The following is a 13,038-nucleotide window of genomic DNA, read 5'->3' on the forward strand; positions in this document are numbered from 1 at the left end:
GCTCGAGGCGGGGCCAGTAAACCGTCGGAATATACAAGTTACCTCCGCGGAGAGTTGGCGTATGAACGTCTCCCAGCTAGTGCCCGTCGCGCTCGCAGCTGGGGCTCTTCTCGTCGTCTTGACCTCCTATCCGTATCTGGCGACGGCCATCGCCTACCGGGATCGGGACAACGGGCTCGCGTACATCGTGTTCCTCATGGGAGTCGCGGTCTGGAACGGCCTGTTCGCGGCGCAGGTGATGGATCCGCGACCGATGGTGAAAGGGTTCTTCTTCAGCATCGCGACGCTGGGTGCCGTGTTGGCCGGCCTCGGCTGGTTGCTGTTCGCCAGCACGGCGAGCAGCACGCCGTTGCTCCCCTATCGGCGGACGGTCTACCGGGTCGTCGCGCTGGTCGCCGGACTCGATATCGCCCTCGCGATCACGAACCCGGCACACGCGCTCTACTGGACCGTGCCCGACAGCTCGCCCGTCTCGTCGGCCTTTACCGTAATCGAGCCGGCCGTCGGCTACTGGGTGCACACGGCGTTTCTCGTCGCACTGTTCGGGGCCGGCGCGGTGCTCTTCGGCCTCGCGTGGCGAAACGAGACGGACGTTCGATACACGGCCGGCTACGCCGTCGTCGGCAGTGTGACGGCCGTCGCGATTCTCGTGAGCGCCGTCTTCCTCGCCGGCACCGCCTCGATCGCCCCGCTGATCGCCGGCGGCCTCACCACGATCGGCTGGGTGCAGGCCCAGCAGAAACGGTACCTGACGCTCCCGCGCCCGTACCGCTGGGTCGTGGACTTGCTGCATTGACGGGCCGTTTTCCGCAGCCGACCGGCAGCGAGCGACGGGGTCGGCCGACGTGAGTTCGAGGCTCGAATCCCACCGTCGGCTACGGCGCGAGTCGAAATCGTCGATGCGGACGCACTCGCCGTGACCACGAGCTCGCAGACCCGGAAACGGACCGACCAACGTGATTTGGGAGTAGAATTATACTAATTCCGTACGTTCTCGGCACACGAACGACAGCGGGCGGATCTGACTGGGGGTCGCCGCATTCACCGAACAGCGCGGTGTGAATCCATCTCCGTGACGCGAGCGGGACGATTCGAATCCGATTCGATACGAGACATGCACGGGATCATATTTGTCGGGCTCAAGGAATTCGTCGTCGACACGTACGACAGACCGACCTGGGACCGCATTCGAGAGGGGGGCGGCGTCGAAGGGAAGCGGTACACCCCCGTCGCCTCGTATCCGGACGCGGAACTCCTCGCACTCGTCGAGGCCGCCGTCGAGATATCCGGCGTCGAGGAACCCCGACTCCTCCGATCGTTCGGTCGATACGTCGTGCCGACGCTCGTTGACATGTACGGCGTCTACATCGACGAGTCGTGGACGTGGCTCGAGCTGATCGAGAACGTCGAAGAGACCATCCACCAGGCCCTCCGAACCGGTGACTCGCTGGCGTACGAACCGCCCGCCATCGCCGCGACGCGGATCGACGACGGCGTGGCGCTGGTCACCTACGGTTCCGCGAGAGAGCTGTGTGACGTGGCGATCGGACTGGTCGAGGGAATCGGTGACTACGACGACGAATCGCTCGAGGTCTACGAGCGTCGCTGCATGCACGAGGGTGCATCGCAGTGTGAGATCGTCGCCGTCGATAGCACGACGACGCGACGACGAGCGAACCGGCTGATCGACAGGGAGACGGACGGAAACGAGACCTCGGCCGGATCGAACCACTAGTCGGCAGCGGACCGAGGCAGCTTCCCTGCCGCCACGCGTCGTCGGCAGCGGACCGAGGCAGCTTCCCTGCCGCCACGCGTCGTCGGCAGCGGACCGAGGCAGCTTCCCTGCCGCCACGCGTCGTCGGCAGCTCTCCCCTCCGCCACACTGTGTCAGCTACGACGCTCCTCCGCTGTTTGGGTCGGATTACTTCACGCCGCGAGTCCGAACTGTGACCATGACGCGAATCGGAATCGTCGGTGCGGGCGCAGCCGCCGCAGCCGCAACGGAGGCCCTCGAGGAGACGCTCGAGGACCCAGCGATAACCGTCCTCGAGAAGTCCCGCGGGGTCTGTGGCCGCGCCGCGACGCGGCGTCGCGGCGAGACGGTCTACGACTACGGTGCGAACTACGTGAGATCCGACGACGAGCGGGTCGTCGAGCTACTGACCGAGACGCTGGATACCGAGGGACTGGTCGACGTCACGGACCCGGTCTGGACCTTCGACGGCGAGGGCGACGTCTCCGAAGGGGACGGTCGCGACGGGCACAAGTGGACCTACCGGCGGGGACTGACGCAGATCGCGAAGCGACTGTTCGCTCGGACCGACGCCACCGTCGAACGGGAGACGCGGGTCGAGACGGTGATCCGGACCGACGAGACCGACGACGGCAACTGGCTCCTCGAGGACACCGACGGAACCCGCTGGGGGCCCTACGACGCGCTCCTGTTGAACCCGCCGGCCCCGCAGACGGCCGAGCTACTGCGGGCTGCTCGCTGGGACGCCGACGTCCGCGACTCGCTGGTCGACGCGATCGACGCGGTCCCGTTCCGGACGATCTGGACCGGGATCTTCCACTACCCCTTCGAACTCGAGCGACCCTACTACGCCCTGGTCAATACGGACAAGGACCACGAGGTGGGCTGGGTCGGCCGCGAGGAGCGAAAGCCGGGCCACGTGCCCGACGGCGAGTCGCTGCTGATCGTACAGGCCAACCACGAGTGGTCGGTCGAGCGCTACGACGAGGGGGCCGCCGCGAACCTCGAGGAACTCGCGGCCCTGACCGCCGACCTCCTCGACGACGACCGGCTGCGCGACCCGGACTGGACCGATCACCAGGGATGGCGGTACGCCTTGCCCGACGACGGCGTCGCCCGCGATCCCCTGCAACTGGCCGAATCCCACGACCTGTACTGCCTCGGCGACTGGGTCGCCGGCGAGGCCCGCCTCCACGCGGCGCTTCGGAACGGCCTCGAGGTCGCCGACCGCGTCGCGGACGCCGACTGAACGGACGGGGGGTCACACCGCCGCCGTGACCTCGTCGAGGACCGCGGTATCGACGAAGACGACGACGTGATCGCCGCCGTCGACGACCGTCTCTCCGCGCGGCGTGATCAGTTCGCCGTCACGGCTGATCGCGCCGATGACGACCCCGGCGGGCAGGTCGGCCATCGCGTCCCGGATCGAGGTCTCGAAGAGCACGCTGTCGGCCTCGACCTCGATCTCGAGCACCTCCGCGCGATCGGACTCGAGCATCGCGACGTTCTCCGTCGGCTGGTCGCGGGTGAATCGGGTGATCTCCTCGGCGGTGACGAGCCGGGGGTTGACGCCGACGTCGATTCCGACCGTCTCGAAGAGGTCGACGTACTCGCCCGACTCGACGATTCCGATCGTGCGCTCGACGCCAAGTCGCTTCGCGAGCAGGGAAACCAACAGATTCCGTTCGTCCCCCTCGAGCGCGGCGACGACGATGTCGGACTCGTCGACGTGCTCCCGAACGAGGAAATCGATATCGGTCGCGTCGCTCTCCAGGACCAGCGTTCCCGGCAACTGCTCCGCCAGTTCCCGGGCACGCGACGGGTCCCGTTCGACCAGCCGCGGCTCGAGACCTTCCGCCTCGAAGAGTCGGGCCGTCTGATACCCGATTTCGGTACCGCCCACGATGACGACCTCGCGGGCATCCGCGAGCGTCGGGTCGGTCGTCAGCGACCCCGCGAACGCGCGAACGCTCTCCCGCGAGCCGATGACGACGACCCCGTCTCCCTCCCCGATGACCGTGTCTCCCTGCGGGATGACGACGTCATCGTCGCGCATCAACGCGGCGAACGTGAGCGATTCGAATCGGTCGGCGTCGGAGACCGTCTCGCCGGCGATCGGGCTGTCCGCTTCGACCTCGAACTCGGCCATCTGGACGAGTCCGTCCGCGAACGTTTCGACGTCGTGTGCACCGGGTAAGCCGGCGATTCGGACGATCGTCTCGGCCGTCTGCAGATCCGTACAGACCATGAAATCGACGCCGAAGGCCCCCTTCGACTGCTCCCAGGTCCGAAGGAGGTTCGTCTTCTTGACGCGAGCGATCGTGAACGGGTCGCCGACGGCCTTCGCCGCGCCGCAGACCACGATGTTCGTCTCGTCGATGTCGGTGCTCGCGATGACCAGATCCGCGTCTTCGATGCCGGCCTCGAGGAGCGTCTCGATCGAAGTCCCGTCGCCGCGAATCGCCAGCACGTCCGCGGAGTACGTGATCGCTTCGACGCGGTCGGGGTCCGTATCGATGACGACCACGTCGTGGTCGTCGTCGAGGCTCTCGGCGATATTCGATCCGACTTCGCCCGCGCCGACGACGAGCACCCGCATCAGGGCATCACCCGCGAGTATCGCGAATACGTACTGACGCTACCGCCGGTCATGTCACGACCGTCACCGCCGAGTGACAAGTGGGTTCGGCATGACTCGAGACGGTCGCCGCTCATCGAGTGATCCGTTCGGGAACGTCCCGTCTAGACGGTCGAACAGCGGACGGAACGTCAGAGAGAACGCGCCGTTTTTCGGGGCGGCCCGGTTCTCAGGGCATCTCGTGGACCGTCAGCTCGACGTCTCGGGGACGGCCCTCGATGTCCGCGACAAGCCGTTCGACCACGGTTTCGGCCTCCCCGAGCAGTTTCGGCTGGACCTTCTCGACGACCCAATCTAACGAGACGAACCGCGGGAGCGAAATCGCGTTTTTGTCCGCCGAGTGAGGGTTATAGACGGCCTCGAAGTAGATCCGACTCGCCGTCTCCGCGTCCGCCGGGGCCGACTCCGGCTCCGGTTCGACGCGCCACTCGCCCCGGGCGTCGATATCGTTGACCAGTTCCCACGCGAGCGACTCGGGCGCAGAAATATCGGTCACTCGCGAGCGGGCGGTGTAACTGAGCTTCCACCAGGCCAGCCGCAGGTCGTAGACGGAGCCGACGCCGCCGTCGCCGTTGACACGGACCTCTTTCAGATGATCCGTGTACCGCGGATACTCCCGGAAGGACTGCACGTAGGGAAAGACCTCCTCGGGCGACCGATGAGCGAGCGTACTGAGGAGAATTCTGTCCACACCGGTGATAGAACGGGTCGGAAAGTAAGGATTGCCATACTATCCGCCGAGTTCGGTGCCGGAACCCCCTCGATTCCGTCCTCGAGCGACGGGTGACGCTCGCCGGATCGGAGAGAGCGAGAAGGGACGACCCGCAGTCCGACCGGCGGACACCGCCACCTTCTATACCCGGAGCAGTCAACGAGGGACCATGCGAGACGTCTGTATCGTCGGCGGCGGCGTCGCCGGCCTCACCGCCTCGGTTTTCACTGCTCGCGCGGGACTGGATACCCTCGTCGTCGACGGTGGCGAGTCCATCCTCGCGCGCAACGCCAGCCTCGAGAACTTCCCCGGCTTTCCGAACGGCGTCGACGCGCGCCGGCACCTGCAACTGACGCGCGAACAGGCGCGAAATTCGGGTGCCGAGTTCGAACTCGGGCGCGTAACCCACGCCGAACCCCTCGTCGAGGGCGAGCTGGAGGCCGGGTTCGTCCTCGAGACGGCGGGCGGCGAACCCCTCGAGGCGCGTCGCGTCGTCGCCGCCTCGTGGCCGACCAGCGACTACCTCGAGCCGCTGGACGTCGGCCGCATGCAGCGGGGGAGCAAGCACTTCGTGAGCGTCGACGAGGGCGGGCGGACGGCCGTGGACGGGATCTACGCCGCGGGGCGAATCGCGGACGAACCCCATCAGGCGATCGTCGCGGCCGGCCACGGGGCGAAAGTCGCCCTCGCGCTCCTCTACGACGCCGACGTTCCCTTCTATCAGGACTGGGTCGTCCCGGCGGGCTACTTCACCGGCCGCGACCGCGAGGTACCGCCCGGCTGTGAGGAGATCGACGACGCGGAGCGGCGGGAGCGCGATGAACGTGCCCGCGAACGCATGCTCGAGGCGTTTTCGGCCCCGCTCGACGAGGAGCCGACGATGCATCCGAGCGTCGATCGGGACTGACCGGAGACCGCCGGGTCTGGAGCGTTCGCAGCAGTCGGACGTCCCCGGTGAATTAACACGGTTCGTGTCGAAGCCCGTACCGGTCGTTTTGAACCCATGACCGAGACGAATCGATCGGATCGGGGTCCCCTCGTCACGGCCGCGGAGCGGGCCGCGTTCGGCGTCGCGACGCGATACGCCCGAACGAACGATCTCGCGACGCCGGCCGAACGGGCCTATCTCGAGGCGCTCGAGGAGTCGCGTCGCGAGATCCTGCATCGATTCGTTCGCGGGCTGTTGCGCGGGGATCCCATCGGCCTTCCCGACGTCCGGTTCGTCCCGCTCGAGTCCTCGGCGGCTCCGGTGCTTCCGGACGAGCCCGCCCCGCTCTCCGCGCTCGAGGGCGACCGGTTAGAGTCGATCGTCGCGTCGCTCCCCGAGGAGTGTCGGCACGTCGCGTTCATCCCACTGCCGGCCAGCGGGAGCGCGCTGTGCGCCGGGATCGCGGCGACGCACGGGTACGACCGGGTTCGGCTGACCGGGCCGGTCAGTCGCTGGTCGCCGACCGCGACTGCTCTCGAGCGCGTCTCGCACCCGGTCGATCTCGTCCCACCGCTCGAGTGCGAGGGCGCGTTCAGCGACGCGGCGCAGGCCGAGCGGATCCGGGCGGAAGTCGCCGAGAGCGTTGCCAACCTCGCGCTCGCACGGCTCGGGGCGGCCGTTCAGGCGCGTGGGGTTCCGGACGACGGATCGAAATCGCCGCTCGAGGCGATCCCGACCCGTATTTCGGCCGCGGCGGCCGCCGCGTCGTTCGAACGGATCGTCACCGGCGGGCACCCGTTCCACCCCAGCGGCAAGATCCGGCGGGGGATGACTCCCAGCGACGGGCTCGCGTACGCACCCGAGTTCACCGACCGGATCGACCTCCGGTTCGTCGCGATCGACCGCGCGTACGCCCTCGAGACGCGCACGCCGGGGTCCGATAGCATGACCGGGCGGCTGTTCGGGGCGTTCGACGGACTCGAGGACGCGCTCGAGCGGGCCGTGCCCGCGACGCGCGATCCGAGCGAGTACGCCGTCGTTCCCGTCCATCCGCTCCAGTACCATCGCACGGTTCCGGACCGTTACGCCCGCCAGCGCGCCGACGGGCGCGTCGTTCCGATCCCCGAGTACGCTCGTCCCGCGACGCCACAGCTGAACCTTCGAACGGTAGTCCCGTACGAGACCGACCGAACCGGGGACGATCCGCTTCCACACTGCAAGCTCGCGATCCCCGTCCAGACGACGAACGTCGTCCGAACGCTGTCGCCCCAGGCCGTGGCGAACGGGCCGCGAGTGACCGCCGTCCTGCGAGCGATCGAGCGACGGGAATCGTTCGAGCGGCTGGGACTGCTGGCCGAACCCGCCGCGACGTGTTACTATCCGTCCGGCGGCCCCCACACGAGCGGCGCGGCGTTCGACGACGCCCGCCACCTCTCCGGACTGGTGCGGACGCCGCCCGAAGCACACCCGCTCGTGACGGCGGGCACGATACCGATCGCGGCCTCCAGCCTCGTCGCCGACTCGCCCGCCAGCGGACGGCCCCTCGTCTGCGATCTGATCGATCGATACGGGGCGAACGCAGCGACGGGCACTGCGAGAGCGGCGCTCGAGTTCGTCGCCGACTACGCTCGGGTCGTCGTCCCCGAACAGCTCCGACTGCTCTGCGCCTACGGGATCGCCCTCGAGAGTCACCTCCAGAACAGCCTGATCGTCTTCGACGTCGACGACGCGCGCCCGGTCGCGACGCTGGTTCGCGACCTCGGCGGTATCCGCGTTCACCGCGGCCGACTCGCGGAGCACGGCGTCTCGCTCGAGCCGTATCCGGAGTCGGATCTGGACGCCGACGGGTCGGACGCGCTCTACCGGAAACTGTACTACGCGCTCTTCCAGAACCACCTCGCGGAGCTCGTCGCGACGATCGGCCACGAGTCGGGCGTCGACGAGCGGGCCTGCTGGCGGCTGATCCGCGAGCAGTGCGACCGCGCGTTCGAACGGATTCGCGCGGACGCGGACGTTCTCGAATCGAGGATTCGGCGCGACGAACGGGCGCTGTTCGGTGAGCGAGCGGTTCACAAAGCACTGACCGCGATGCGACTCCGGGGCAAGCGCCACGAGTACGTCACGAGCGACGTGTCGAACCCGCTCTCTCCGGCCGGTCGGAACCGAATCGACGTCCCGGAATAGACGAGGTACCCGATGCGGTCTGGACGGTTCTGGCTCGCCCGTCGCGTTCGAAACCGATAGCTGGCAGCCGCTCGTCGATCAGGTCGCCTCGAGGGCGCACGCGGGACTACAGAATTCCCGATCGGCCGCTTCGGAGTCCGGATACGCCGTGAAATCGTCACCACACTGTTCGCACGTGACGGTTTCGAAGTCGGACATGCTCGGTCGAATGCTGGTGATTCGGATGGGAAAACGTATCGGACCCGGTTCGATTCCGCGAGTCACCGGCCGCACCGGCTCGTTCTCCCGCCGTCCCCACCTCGTTCACGGTACCGGTTCCGACAGCCGGACCGGTTCACCGACGGGTCGCTGCGAACCGAATAACGGACGGTGTGCTTATGTAGATGCGGAATGACAACGTGGAACATGGACGGTGTCCTGAACGAGACGACCAACAAGATCCACAAGTACGAGTCCGGCCAGTCGGACTTTCAGACGAGTTGTGGGGCGACCTCCCACGTCGCACACGAGCACCTCCGACTGATTCCCGTCGAGCAGGCGACCGGCGATAGCGACGTGAACAGATGCGGTCGCTGCTTCGACGACGGCGGCGGGTACTAGCGGGCGACGAGGACACGACGCTCAGACGACCCGTAACTCGGTCGTCCAGAACGAACGGACCGCGTCCTTGAGCGCGGGCTTCGGATCGCCGGTCGCGTCGACGGCGGCCGTCGCGGTCGGCTCGAGCGCTGATTCTTCGACGAGTGCGTCGACGGTGCCGCGCTGGCCGACGAGGTACAGCGGCGTGTCGGCGGACTCGCCGCCCGGTTCGTACGCGGCGAGGGCGTCCCGACAGCGCTCGAGGTGGTCGTCGATCTGCTCGTCGCGGATCCGCTCGAACCGCGCCTGCGAGAACCCGCCTTTCGAATGGCTTCCCTTCACGTCGCTCTCGAAGCCGCGGTACTCGACGCGTTCGTCGCCCTCGTAGACGCCGACGGCGAAGAGGTCGGTTCGGACGAGCGCGACCGCGTGTCGCCCGGTCGGCAGGAACCGCTCGCGCTCGAGGGCGAACCGATCGCTCCAGGTCGCGTCGCGATCGGGTACGATCGGCGGCTCGAGGGTCACCGCAAGCACGCCGGCGTCGTCGACGCAGCAGAGACACGGTGCAGCGTCGTCGACGAGGGCGAGGCGATCGCCGAGAACGTCCGTCAGGTCGTCCCTGACGGACTCGGGTAGTCCGTCTTCGTCCACGCCGGCGGTCAGCGCCCCTTCGGGACCCGTTCGGAACGAGGCGAGTCGGTCGAGCACTGCCTCGAGGCGAGCACCGCGCAGGTGATCGCGCCGACGGACGGAGACTCCGGGTTCGGCGTCGGTACCCCGTTCGAGGTCCCCCTCGAGCTGGGCGATTCTGTCCTCGAGCCGGTTGACCCGCTCTTCGGCGTCCTGTCTGGCGGTCGCGGCGTCGGCCCGGCGGTCGGATTCCGCCTCGTATCGGTTTCGCAACCGCTCGTTCTCCGCCTCGAGCTCGTCGATTCGGTCCTTGAGCGATGCGCGGCCGAGCAGCTCATCGAGCATCCGGCCGAACACGCGCAGTGCGCGTACTTTTAGGTTCCGGCGTCGGGCAGGTCGTCGTCGGTCGGTCCGGCGCCCACGCCGTCGCGCCACCCGCCGGTGAATGCGAGCAACTGCTGGGCCCGCTCTCGCCTGGCGAGGAAGACTTCCCGAAGCGAGGGCGGGTTCCTGATCTCGGTTCCCTCGAGCATCGATTCCGGGAGCGCGAGCGTGTTCGCCGGGACGTTCGTCCCCCCGTGAACCGGGAAGTGTCGCGACTCGAGTTTCATCACGAGCGGCGTATCGAGGCGCTCGAGCCCGTCGCCCGTCGCGTACACCGCTTCGTTGATCCGCTCGTGTTGCTCGCTGTCCATGAGTGCGTGATCCCCGTCGGTGGGAGTCACGTAGAGTCGTCCGAGATAATAGCTACGCGAGAACACCTCGAACATGCTAACTAGTACCATGGTCTGGGGCGATATAACTGTTTGCAGATACGTTTAAATCGGCGCGCTATCGGACCGATCTCTCGAACGCACCGCGCCGGTCGGTGATCGGTCGCCGATCGGTTTCCCGAATCGATCACGGAAATTGTGGCCTTCTTGAACGCTCAAAACGAATTTCAACCGCCAGCAGAACCGAGTAAACGGTTCGAACGAAGGTTCGCCTTTTTATTATGTACCGGACAACGAAGAAGTCGATGACAACCACTCGGTCGGTCGCCCTCCTCGTAACCCTCACCGTCGTCGGGCTGACGGTCGCACCGCTCGCGAGCGGTGCCGTCGTGGGTTCGTTAGGGGCCGAACCAACCCAGTCCGACCAGTCCGAGACGACGACGACGAACGCGTCCGTCGGGACGTTGATGCAGGCGAACGCGGCCGACACCGAGACCACGGTCGAGTCCGAGATGTTCGACGCGGCGTACGAAACTGCGGACAACGATAGCCGAGCCGCCGTCGTCAGTGATCGAACCGCCGAACTGGACGATCAGTTGTCCGAGCTCCGATCCGAACGCGAAACCCTCCGGGACGAGCGGGAGAGCCTCTCTCCCGGCGAGTACCGATCCCGGATGGCGAAGCTGACGGTCGAAATCGCGAGTCTCGAGCGGTCGATCGATAGAACCGCGGATCGGGCCAGCGAGGCCGGCGTCAACGAGACCGAGCTCGAAGCGCTTCGAGGAGACGCGCGGACCATTCGGCGGAACGCCTCGGCGGACGCCGGCCCCGGAACCGCAGCGGTCGCTCGAGGACTGTCGAAGTCTAACGAGTCACCCGGCGTCGGCGCCGGACCGCCGGACGACCGCGGTCCACCTGTCGCCGACGGAGCATCCAAAAAGGACGATAGCCGAGGAAACAACGGGGCAACGGGAAACGGTCCTGACAACGCAGGGACGGGGAACAGTCCGGATAAAGGGTCGACGGGATCGTCGTCCGGTTCGTCGAACGGCGGCCCTCCCGACAAGTAAATCGAACGTCGGACGTCCCGCGAGGACGGTACCGGACGCGTCTTATCCGACCGGTGGTGGCAGCTAGTTCTACACTCGACGCCACGGACGGGAGTCGATAACTCGCACCCAGCGAGCAGACACGCTTTTCAGCGGTGATCACTTACCAGCGCTCGATGGACTCCGCCGCGTTGTTGGATTTACTCGGGAACGAAAACCGAAGACGGATCCTTCGGCTGCTCGCCCGCAAACCCTGTTACGTCACCGAAATCTCGGAATACCTCGGCGTGAGTCCCAAGGCGGTGATCGAACACCTCCGGAAACTCGAGGAGGCCGGACTGATCGAGAGCCGCGTCGACGATCAGCGGCGGAAGTACTTCCACATCGCCCGGAACGTGCGGCTCGAGGTGAACGTCTCGCCGTACGGATTCGCGAGCAAGAGCGCCTATCCGGCGAACAGCAGTTTCGATATCACGACGTGTCGACACCTCACCTTCGACGACTCCTGGGAGGAGACCGACGATCTCGACGAACTCCTCGCCGCGCTGGAGGACTTCGAACAACTCGAGAACGAACTATCACTCGCCCAGCGGTGGGTACAGGGCCGGCTTCACGACGTGCTCGATAGTATCTCCGAGACCGTCGGTGCCGGCCCCGAGAGTCGGATCTACGCCGATCTCCTCGCCAGCGTTCGCTCGGAGCCGAAATCGGTCGGCCAACTCAGCGAGGACATCGACGCGCCCCGCGAGGTCGTCGCGGAACTGCTCGAGGTGATGGCCGACAACGGCGTCGTTCGCCGAACGGAGCGCGGCTGGGAGTTGACGACGAGCGGGTAGGAGAGCCGTAACGCGACTCACTCGATATCCGTCGAGAGCCCGTCGCGGAGATCCCGGCCGAAGTAGTAGCCCACGAGGGACACGAGGAGTCCAACGGTTGCGCCCACCGCGACGACCCGCTGGCCGGAGCCGGCGGCGGCGATGAACACGTGATTGAGCACCGCTGCGACGCCCCCGACCGAGATCCCGGCCGCGCCGACCTCGAGATAGCGCCGCTTCGAGGCGAGCAGGCCGACGGTGAAGGCGGCGGCGAACATGCCGATCATGCGACCGGCGATCGGCAACACGGTGTCGCCGGCCAGCAGGCTGGCACTGAGGACGCCCACGAGCGCGAGGAACGACTTCGGCGAAAAGTACCGTCCGAACGAGAGCCGCGACGTGAGCGGGGAGAGCCACGAGCGCGACGACCCCGTCTCGGTCTCGCCGACGGAGCCGGCGACGGGTTCGAGGCCGTCGGCCGGTCGGTGATCGACGCCGACGGACGAATCCGGGAGGTCGCTATCGCCGGCCCGATCCGTCGACCCGTCCGCGGACTCTGGCGATCGGTTCCCGGCGTCGACGTCCGAATCCGAGAGCAGGCGCTCCGTCTCCTCGAGGAGGTCGTCGGTAGCGGGGGCGTCTCGGTCCCGGGTCTCGGTCACCTCGTCCGAGCGGTCGCTCATATGTCAACTGAGGCCAGCCTCCGTTATGGGCCTTTCCCCGCGCGGCCGCAGGGTATAGGGGGCCCGCCGTCCCACTGCGACCATGACCTGGGCCGGAACGGCCGTATTCGGGCTGTGTTCCGTCGCGACCGGCCTGTTTATTTACGTGCTCGTGGCGAACCTCGAGCCCCAGCCCGAGTACCCGGAACTGATGACCGACCTGCTGCGAGTGCTCGGGCTCGCGATCGCAGTCTGTGCCGTCGCGATCGGGATCGTCTTTCTCGTCGCGGCCGGACACGCGTACTCGTGGTAAGGACGTCGCTCGGCGAGGAGTTCGGTCCGGAACGGCGACTCGAGGTCAATCGTAGAAAACGA

General features: G+C 67.0%; 14 protein-coding genes. 9 read left to right on the plus strand and 5 right to left on the minus strand.

All coding sequences use genetic code 11. The annotated features are described in order from the left end of the window. Positions 1-61: 61 nt before the first annotated feature. The 3 genes from NDI89_RS07190 to NDI89_RS07200 all read left to right on the plus strand — a co-directional run bounded on the left by NDI89_RS07190 (position 62) and on the right by NDI89_RS07200 (position 3,002). On the plus strand, positions 62-796 hold the full coding sequence (locus NDI89_RS07190; RefSeq protein ID WP_277520836.1) for a histidine kinase N-terminal 7TM domain-containing protein: 735 nt from the start codon (positions 62-64) through the stop codon (positions 794-796). A 318-nt stretch (positions 797-1,114) separates the two neighbouring features. Further along, the gene (locus NDI89_RS07195) at positions 1,115-1,735 is read left to right on the plus strand and encodes a heme NO-binding domain-containing protein (protein ID WP_277520837.1); all 621 of its coding nucleotides are present in this window, start codon (positions 1,115-1,117) and stop codon (positions 1,733-1,735) included. Between the two features lie 217 nt (positions 1,736-1,952). Beyond that, a complete protein-coding gene (locus NDI89_RS07200; protein ID WP_277520838.1) occupies positions 1,953-3,002 on the plus strand; it encodes an NAD(P)/FAD-dependent oxidoreductase in 1,050 nt (349 codons plus the stop codon). A gap of 12 nt (positions 3,003-3,014) precedes the next feature. Here NDI89_RS07200 and trkA read toward each other — a convergent pair whose 3' ends face one another. Together trkA and NDI89_RS07210 are read right to left on the minus strand one after the other, a co-directional pair. Then, a complete protein-coding gene (gene trkA / locus NDI89_RS07205; RefSeq protein WP_277520839.1) occupies positions 3,015-4,352 on the minus strand; it encodes a Trk system potassium transporter TrkA in 1,338 nt (445 codons plus the stop codon). A 208-nt stretch (positions 4,353-4,560) separates the two neighbouring features. After that, complete coding sequence (locus NDI89_RS07210; protein ID WP_277520840.1) at positions 4,561-5,082, minus strand: SRPBCC family protein; 522 nt, start codon at positions 5,080-5,082, stop codon at positions 4,561-4,563. A 190-nt stretch (positions 5,083-5,272) separates the two neighbouring features. Here NDI89_RS07210 and NDI89_RS07215 point away from each other — a divergent pair, with 190 nt between their 5' ends. From NDI89_RS07215 to NDI89_RS07225, 3 genes are all read left to right on the plus strand, one after another. Next, a complete protein-coding gene (locus NDI89_RS07215) occupies positions 5,273-6,010 on the plus strand; it encodes an NAD(P)/FAD-dependent oxidoreductase (RefSeq protein WP_277520841.1) in 738 nt (245 codons plus the stop codon). A 96-nt stretch (positions 6,011-6,106) separates the two neighbouring features. Continuing rightward, positions 6,107-8,215 carry an IucA/IucC family protein gene (locus NDI89_RS07220; RefSeq protein ID WP_277520842.1) on the plus strand — a complete coding sequence of 703 codons (2,109 nt, stop codon included), beginning with the start codon at positions 6,107-6,109 and terminating at the stop codon, positions 8,213-8,215. Positions 8,216-8,620: 405 nt separating this feature from the next. After that, positions 8,621-8,815, plus strand: coding sequence for a hypothetical protein (locus NDI89_RS07225; protein ID WP_277521305.1), 195 nt, complete (start codon positions 8,621-8,623; stop codon positions 8,813-8,815). A 21-nt stretch (positions 8,816-8,836) separates the two neighbouring features. Here NDI89_RS07225 and NDI89_RS07230 read toward each other — a convergent pair whose 3' ends face one another. Further along, on the minus strand, positions 8,837-9,769 hold the full coding sequence (locus tag NDI89_RS07230; protein ID WP_277520843.1) for a Vms1/Ankzf1 family peptidyl-tRNA hydrolase: 933 nt from the start codon (positions 9,767-9,769) through the stop codon (positions 8,837-8,839). A 29-nt stretch (positions 9,770-9,798) separates the two neighbouring features. Continuing rightward, complete coding sequence (locus NDI89_RS07235) at positions 9,799-10,194, minus strand: DUF5802 family protein (protein WP_277521306.1); 396 nt, start codon at positions 10,192-10,194, stop codon at positions 9,799-9,801. A gap of 248 nt (positions 10,195-10,442) precedes the next feature. Between NDI89_RS07235 and NDI89_RS07240 the strand changes: the two genes are divergently transcribed. Then, positions 10,443-11,207 (plus strand): hypothetical protein, encoded by a 765-nt coding sequence (locus NDI89_RS07240; RefSeq protein WP_277520844.1) that lies wholly within the window; start codon positions 10,443-10,445, stop codon positions 11,205-11,207. Positions 11,208-11,362: 155 nt separating this feature from the next. Then, positions 11,363-12,022 carry an ArsR/SmtB family transcription factor gene (locus NDI89_RS07245; protein WP_277520845.1) on the plus strand — a complete coding sequence of 220 codons (660 nt, stop codon included), beginning with the start codon at positions 11,363-11,365 and terminating at the stop codon, positions 12,020-12,022. Between the two features lie 17 nt (positions 12,023-12,039). Here NDI89_RS07245 and NDI89_RS07250 read toward each other — a convergent pair whose 3' ends face one another. Continuing rightward, positions 12,040-12,684 carry a DUF456 domain-containing protein gene (locus NDI89_RS07250; protein WP_277520846.1) on the minus strand — a complete coding sequence of 215 codons (645 nt, stop codon included), beginning with the start codon at positions 12,682-12,684 and terminating at the stop codon, positions 12,040-12,042. An 82-nt stretch (positions 12,685-12,766) separates the two neighbouring features. On the opposite strand from NDI89_RS07250, the gene NDI89_RS07255 reads away from it, so the two are divergent. Beyond that, entirely contained in the window at positions 12,767-12,976 is a 210-nt protein-coding gene (locus NDI89_RS07255; protein WP_277520847.1) for a hypothetical protein, read from the plus strand. Positions 12,977-13,038 lie beyond the last annotated feature (62 nt).

Source organism: Natrinema salsiterrestre (assembly GCF_029502005.1).
In the GTDB taxonomy this organism is placed as follows: Archaea; Halobacteriota; Halobacteria; order Halobacteriales; family Natrialbaceae; genus Natrinema; species Natrinema salsiterrestre.